General features: G+C 76.0%; 3 protein-coding genes and 2 pseudogenes. 3 read left to right on the forward strand and 2 right to left on the reverse strand.

Features of this window, described 5'->3' with window-relative positions; translation table 11 throughout:
- Both ACWPXV_RS17110 and ACWPXV_RS17115 read right to left on the reverse strand, forming a co-directional pair.
- Window positions 1-728: pseudogene (locus tag ACWPXV_RS17110) on the reverse strand (hypothetical protein); the annotation flags it as partial.
- Complete coding sequence (locus ACWPXV_RS17115; protein ID WP_454086349.1) at window positions 721-1,506, reverse strand: peptidylprolyl isomerase; 786 nt, start codon at window positions 1,504-1,506, stop codon at window positions 721-723. The gene ACWPXV_RS17115 and the pseudogene ACWPXV_RS17110, both read right to left, overlap by 8 nt.
- A 151-nt stretch (window positions 1,507-1,657) precedes the next feature.
- Between ACWPXV_RS17115 and ACWPXV_RS17120 the strand changes: the two genes are divergently transcribed.
- From ACWPXV_RS17120 to ACWPXV_RS17130, 3 genes and pseudogenes are all read left to right on the forward strand, one after another.
- On the forward strand, window positions 1,658-2,368 hold the full coding sequence (locus ACWPXV_RS17120; RefSeq protein ID WP_454086350.1) for an MBL fold metallo-hydrolase: 711 nt from the start codon (window positions 1,658-1,660) through the stop codon (window positions 2,366-2,368).
- Window positions 2,369-2,405: 37 nt separating this feature from the next.
- Window positions 2,406-3,730 (forward strand): annotated as a pseudogene (hisS, locus tag ACWPXV_RS17125) (histidine--tRNA ligase).
- Window position 3,731: 1 nt separating this feature from the next.
- On the forward strand, window positions 3,732-5,406 hold a 1,675-nt coding region (locus tag ACWPXV_RS17130), incomplete at its 3' end, for a dynamin family protein (RefSeq protein ID WP_454086351.1).

Raw genomic sequence — 5,406 nt, forward strand, 5'->3', positions numbered from 1 at the left:
GGTTGGGGCAGCGGCCGGGGAACGGCCGCCGGCCGCGGCGCGGGTGCGGGCGCCTGGGCGGCCTCCGCCTCGATCGTGCCGCCGGGCTCGGCCGTGGCCGGCTCGGCGGGAGCGTCGGTCTGCTCTGCCGGAGCCGCAGCCTGGTCCGCGGCGGCCTCCGCCTGACCGGCAGGAGCCTGGGCGGACTCTGCAGGAGCCTCGGGCTGGTCGGATGCCTCCGCCGATGCCTCCGGCTGGTCGGTGGGGGCGTCGGCAGCCGTAGGGGCGGCCTCAGGCTGCTCTGCAGGAGCCTCGGGCTGGTCGGATGCCTCCGCCGATGCCTCCGGCTGGTCGGTGGGGGCGTCGGCAGCCGTAGGGGCGGCCTCAGGCTGCTCGGCAGGAGCGTCGGGCTGGTCGGATGCCTCCGCCGATGCCTCCGGCTGCTCGGCAGGAGCGTCGGGAGCTGCGGGGACGGCCTCGGCCCGGTCGGGTGCCTCGGCCGGTGCCTCCTGCTGCGCGGCAGGTGCCTCAGGCACCTCGCTGGGCGCGGCTGCCTGCTCGGCAGCGTCGGCGGGGGCGTCGGCCTGCTGGTTCAGGGACTCGGCCTGCTCGGCCTCCGTCTCCTCGACGGGAGCGTCCTGCGTGGCAGCAGGCGCAGGCGGCAATCCCCCCTGCTCCGTCAGCGCGACGCTCTCGATCGCGTCCGCTGTCGGCTCGTCCGCGGGGCGCGGGGTCTGCTGCTCAGTCAATGGTCACTCCTTCGATGGTGACGGGAAGGGCCGGCTGCTCAGAGCCCTCGACGGTGCCCGCCGAGCCGACCTGCTGGAGGATGTCCAGCCCTTCGGTCACACGACCGAAGACGCTGTAACCGCCGGCGTTGTCCGACGGAAGTGGGACGTCGGCGAACACCATGAAGAACTGGCTGCCCATCGACTCTGCATTGTTGCTCTGTCGTGCCATGGCGAGCGTGCCCGCCGGGTAGACGTCGTCCTCGGGTGCGTTCTCGACGGGCCCGAAGCTGTACCCCGGTCCGCCCGTGCCCGTGGCCGTCGGGTCGCCGCACTGGAGCAGCGAGTCCGGCAGCAGCCGGTGGCAGGCGGTGCCGTCGTAGAAGCCGTCACGCGCCAGACGCAGGAAGTTCGCTGCTGCCTGGGGCGCGTTCTCCCCGTCGATCTCCATCGCGATGTCGCCGGCGCTCGTCTGCACGGTCACGTCCCACGTGCGGCCCTCGGCCTCGGCCGAGTCCGGTGCGGCGTCGTACAGCTCGGGGTCGGTCGTCGGCAGCGCAGCGGGCGCCTCGGCCGGTGCGGTGGTGGCCGTGTCCGTCGGCTGGGCCTCCGGCTCCTCGGCGTCCGGCCGGTTGATCAGGAGCAGCGCGATGACCGCGGCCACCACGGCGAGGCCGACGATCGTGGCGACGACCAGCGTCGTGCGACGCCGGCGCGCGGCTTTCTCGCGGCTGCGCTTGTCCCAGCTCTCCTGGCGGCGCTTCTGGTACGCGCGCTCCTGCTTGCTGCTGCGGGTCACGAATTCTCCTGGTGGTGGTGCCCGGCGGCACCGCGACGAACGAACGCCGACAAGTCTAGGCGGAACCTGGCTCCGCCGTGACCGTCCTCACGCCCGAGTGCTGCTCGGCTCGTCGGCGGGCGCCGCGCGGGCCGCTGGCTAGGGTGGTCGGATGCTCCTCCACGGCCTGCGTTCGCCGGTCTTCGGCACCAACACCCTGGTCCTCGCGGCGGGTGCCGACGGGCCCGCCGTCGTCGTCGACCCGGGCGCCGGCTCCGCCCCGCTCGTCCAGGAGGTGCTGCGCCGTCACGGCCTCCACGTGGGCGCCGTCGTCGTCACCCACGGGCACGCTGACCATCTGTGGGACTGTGCCGCCGTGGCGGGGGAGGCGCCCGTGCTCGTCGGGGCGGACGACGCCGACCGCTTCACCGACCCGGCCGGCCACCTCGGTGCCGTCGGCGGCGCCTTCGCCACGCTCGCGGGCACGCCGTGGCAGCCGGTGAGCGAGGTCCGCCCGGTCGGTCCCGGCGCCCACGAGCCGGTGCCCGGCGTCGTGCTCCACGCCGTCGCGGCGCCGGGCCACACGCCCGGCAGCACCCTGTGGCGGCTCGACGGCGTCACCGCCCTCACCGGCCCCGCCTTCGCCGAGGCGGGTGTCACCGCCCACGACGGCCCCGTCGTCCTCACCGGTGACGTGATCTTCGCCGGCTCCGTCGGCCGCACCGACCTTCCGGGCGGGGACGAGGCGAGGATGCGCCGCACGCTGCGCCAGCTCGCGTCGTCGCTGCCCGCCGACGCCCTGCTCGTGCCGGGCCACGGACCCGCGACGACGACGGCGCGCGAGCTCGCGACCAACCCCTTCATCGCCCGCGCGCTGGTCTGAGCCAGGCCCAGCCCCGAACCTCACTAGGATCGCACCCATGGCCCGTCCCACCCCCTGTCCGGATTCCCCGAGTGGCTGCCCGCCGAGCGCGCCGTCGAGACGCACGTCCTCGACGTCCTGCGCCGCACCTTCGAGCTACACGGCTTCGCGGGCATCGAGACCCGCGCCGTCGAGCCCGTCGAGGAGCTCCTGCGCAAGGGGGAGACCTCCAAGGAGGTCTACGCGGTCAGCCGCCTCCACGACGAGGACGGCGCCTCCTCCGAGAAGCGCCTGGGCCTGCACTTCGACCTCACCGTGCCGCTGGCCCGCTACGTGCTCGAGCACGCCGGCAAGCTCGTCTTCCCCTTCAAGCGCTACCAGATCCAGAAGGTGTGGCGGGGGGAGCGCCCCCAGGAGGGCCGCTTCCGGGAGTTCACGCAGGCCGACGTCGACGTCGTCGGCTCCGAGACGCTGCCCTTCCACTACGAGGTCGAGCTGCCGCTCGTCATGGCCGAGGCGCTGTCCGCGCTGCCCATCCCGCCGGTGCGCATCGCCGTCAACAACCGCAAGATCGCCGAGGGTTTCTACACCGGCATCGGGCTCACCGACGTCGAGGGCGCGCTGCGCGCCATCGACAAGCTCGCCAAGATCGGCCCCGACGCCGTCGCCGAGCTCCTCGAGAAGGACGCCGGCGCCACCCCCGAGCAGGCCCGCCTGGCCCTCGAGCTCGCCGCGATCAGCGGCAGCGATGCGGGCGTCGCCGAGCGCGTGCGCGCCCTGGGCGTGAGCACCCCGCTCCTCGAGGAGGGCCTGTCCGAGCTCGTCGCGCTCGTCGAGGCTGCCCAGGAGCGCGTCCCGGGCACCGTCGTCGCCGACCTCTCGATCGCCCGCGGCCTGGACTACTACACCGGCTCGGTCTACGAGACGACGCTCGTCGGCCACGAGGACCTCGGCTCGATCTGCTCCGGCGGCCGCTACGACTCCCTCGCCTCCGACGGTTCCCGCACCTACCCCGGCGTGGGCCTGTCCATCGGCGTGTCCCGTCTCGTCGCGCGCATCCTCGGCGCCGGCCTGGCCACCGCCAGCCGCTCCGTCCCCACCGCCGTCCTCGTCGCCGTCGGCTCGGAGGAGGAGCGCCGCCGCAGCGAGGACGTGGCCGCCGCCCTCCGCGCCCGGGGCATCCCCACCGACGTCGCCCCCACCGCCGCGAAGTTCGGCAAGCAGATCCGCCACGCCGACCGGCTCGGGATCCCCTACGTCTGGTTCCCGGGCGCCGAGGGGCACGAGGTCAAGGACATCCGCTCCGGCGACCAGGAGCCCGCCGACCCTGCGAGCTGGACGCCGCCCGCTGGGGACCTGCTGCCCACGGTGCAGCGGACCTGAGATGACCCACGCCTCCGGGGAGCCGCGCGACGACGTCGTCACGCGCCTGCGCACGCTCGACGAGCGGCTCGCGCACACGGCGCTGCCACTCGCCCTCCCCGGGGTCGAGGAGGCCCGCAGGCTGCAGCGCGGCCTCGTCGACCAGCTCGAGGACTACGTCCTGCCCCGGGCCGAGCGCCTCGACGCGCCCCTGCTCGCCGTCGTCGGCGGCTCCACGGGGGCGGGCAAGTCGACGCTCGTCAACTCCCTCGTCGGTCAGGAGGTCTCGCGCGCGTCGGCGATCCGGCCGACGACGCGGCGCCCCGTCCTCGTCCACCACCCCGACGACGCCGCCTGGTTCACCGGTGACCGCGTGCTGCCCGGGCTGGCCCGCGTGCAGGGCTCGGCACCGGCCGCGCCGCAGGCGGAGGAGGAGGAGCCGATCACCGAGCTCGGCCTCGTCGGGGCCGAGTCCGTCCCGCGCGGCCTCGCCCTCCTCGACGCCCCGGACATCGACTCCGTCGTCTCGGCCAACCGCCGCCTCGCCACCCAGCTCCTCGCGGCCGCCGACCTGTGGATCTTCGTCACGACGGCGGCCCGTTACGCCGACGCCGTGCCGTGGGAGCTGCTGCGTGAGGCGGCGGCCCGGCGCGTCGTCGTCGCCGTCGTCCTGGACCGCGTGCCACCCGGCACGGCGGGAGAGATCCGTGCCGACCTCGCCGACCGCCTCGAGGCCGAGGGGCTCGCGCACGCGCCGCTCTTCGTCGTCTCCGAGCAGCCGGCCGGGGCGGCGCGCCGCCTGCCCGACGCCGACATCGAGCCCGTCCGCACCTGGCTGACCGGGCTCGTCGCCGACGCGGGCACCCGCGCGAGCGTCGCCCGCCAGACCCTGGCCGGGGCGGTCGCCGGCGTGCTGCGCGGCGCCGCGGACGTCGCCACGGCCGCGGACGCCCAGGCCCGGGCCGTGGACGGCCTCACGGAGGCCGCCGTCGAGCACCACGCGGCCGCGTCCCGCGAGGTCATGGCGGCCACCGAGGACGGCACGCTGCTGCGCGGGGAGGTCCTCGCCCGGTGGCAGGAGTTCGTCGGCACGGGGGAGTGGCTGCGCGGCGTGGAGGCCGCCGTCGGCCGCCTGCGGGACCGCGTGGCCGGCTTCCTGCGCGGGCGGCCGCCCACCCAGGCGCGCGCCGAGGAGGCGATCGAGAGCGGGCTCGTCACGCTCGTCGTGTCCGAGGTGGAGCGCGCCGAGCGCGAGACCCGCCGCGCCTGGCAGAGCCTGCCGGGCGGGACGACGGCCCTCGAGGACCTCCCGCCCCGGCCCGCCGCCGATGACCGGCCCCGCCTCGCCGAGGAGGTCTCCGCCGAGGTCCGCGACTGGCAGCGCGCCCTGCTCGAGCGGGTGCGCGCCGAGGGCGAGGACCGGCGGGGGCGCGCCCCGATGGTCTCCCCGGGGGGCAACCCCCCCCGCGTCCCGCCCCTGCTCGTCGGCTTCGCCTTCTCCGGCGGGCCCCCCGGGAGCGAGGGGGGGGGGGGCGGGGGCGAGCCCGATGGCGAGCTGGGGGAGCGGGGGGAGCTGGACGACGGGGTAGGCGACGAAGCCCGCGGCGAGCAGCGGGGCCAGGACGGCCGGCAGGGTGCGGCGACGGAAGACCTCGCGGGCCAGCCCGGCGAGGCCGAGCACCCAGGCCCCGGTGCCG

Source organism: Georgenia sp. Marseille-Q6866 (assembly GCF_965111665.1).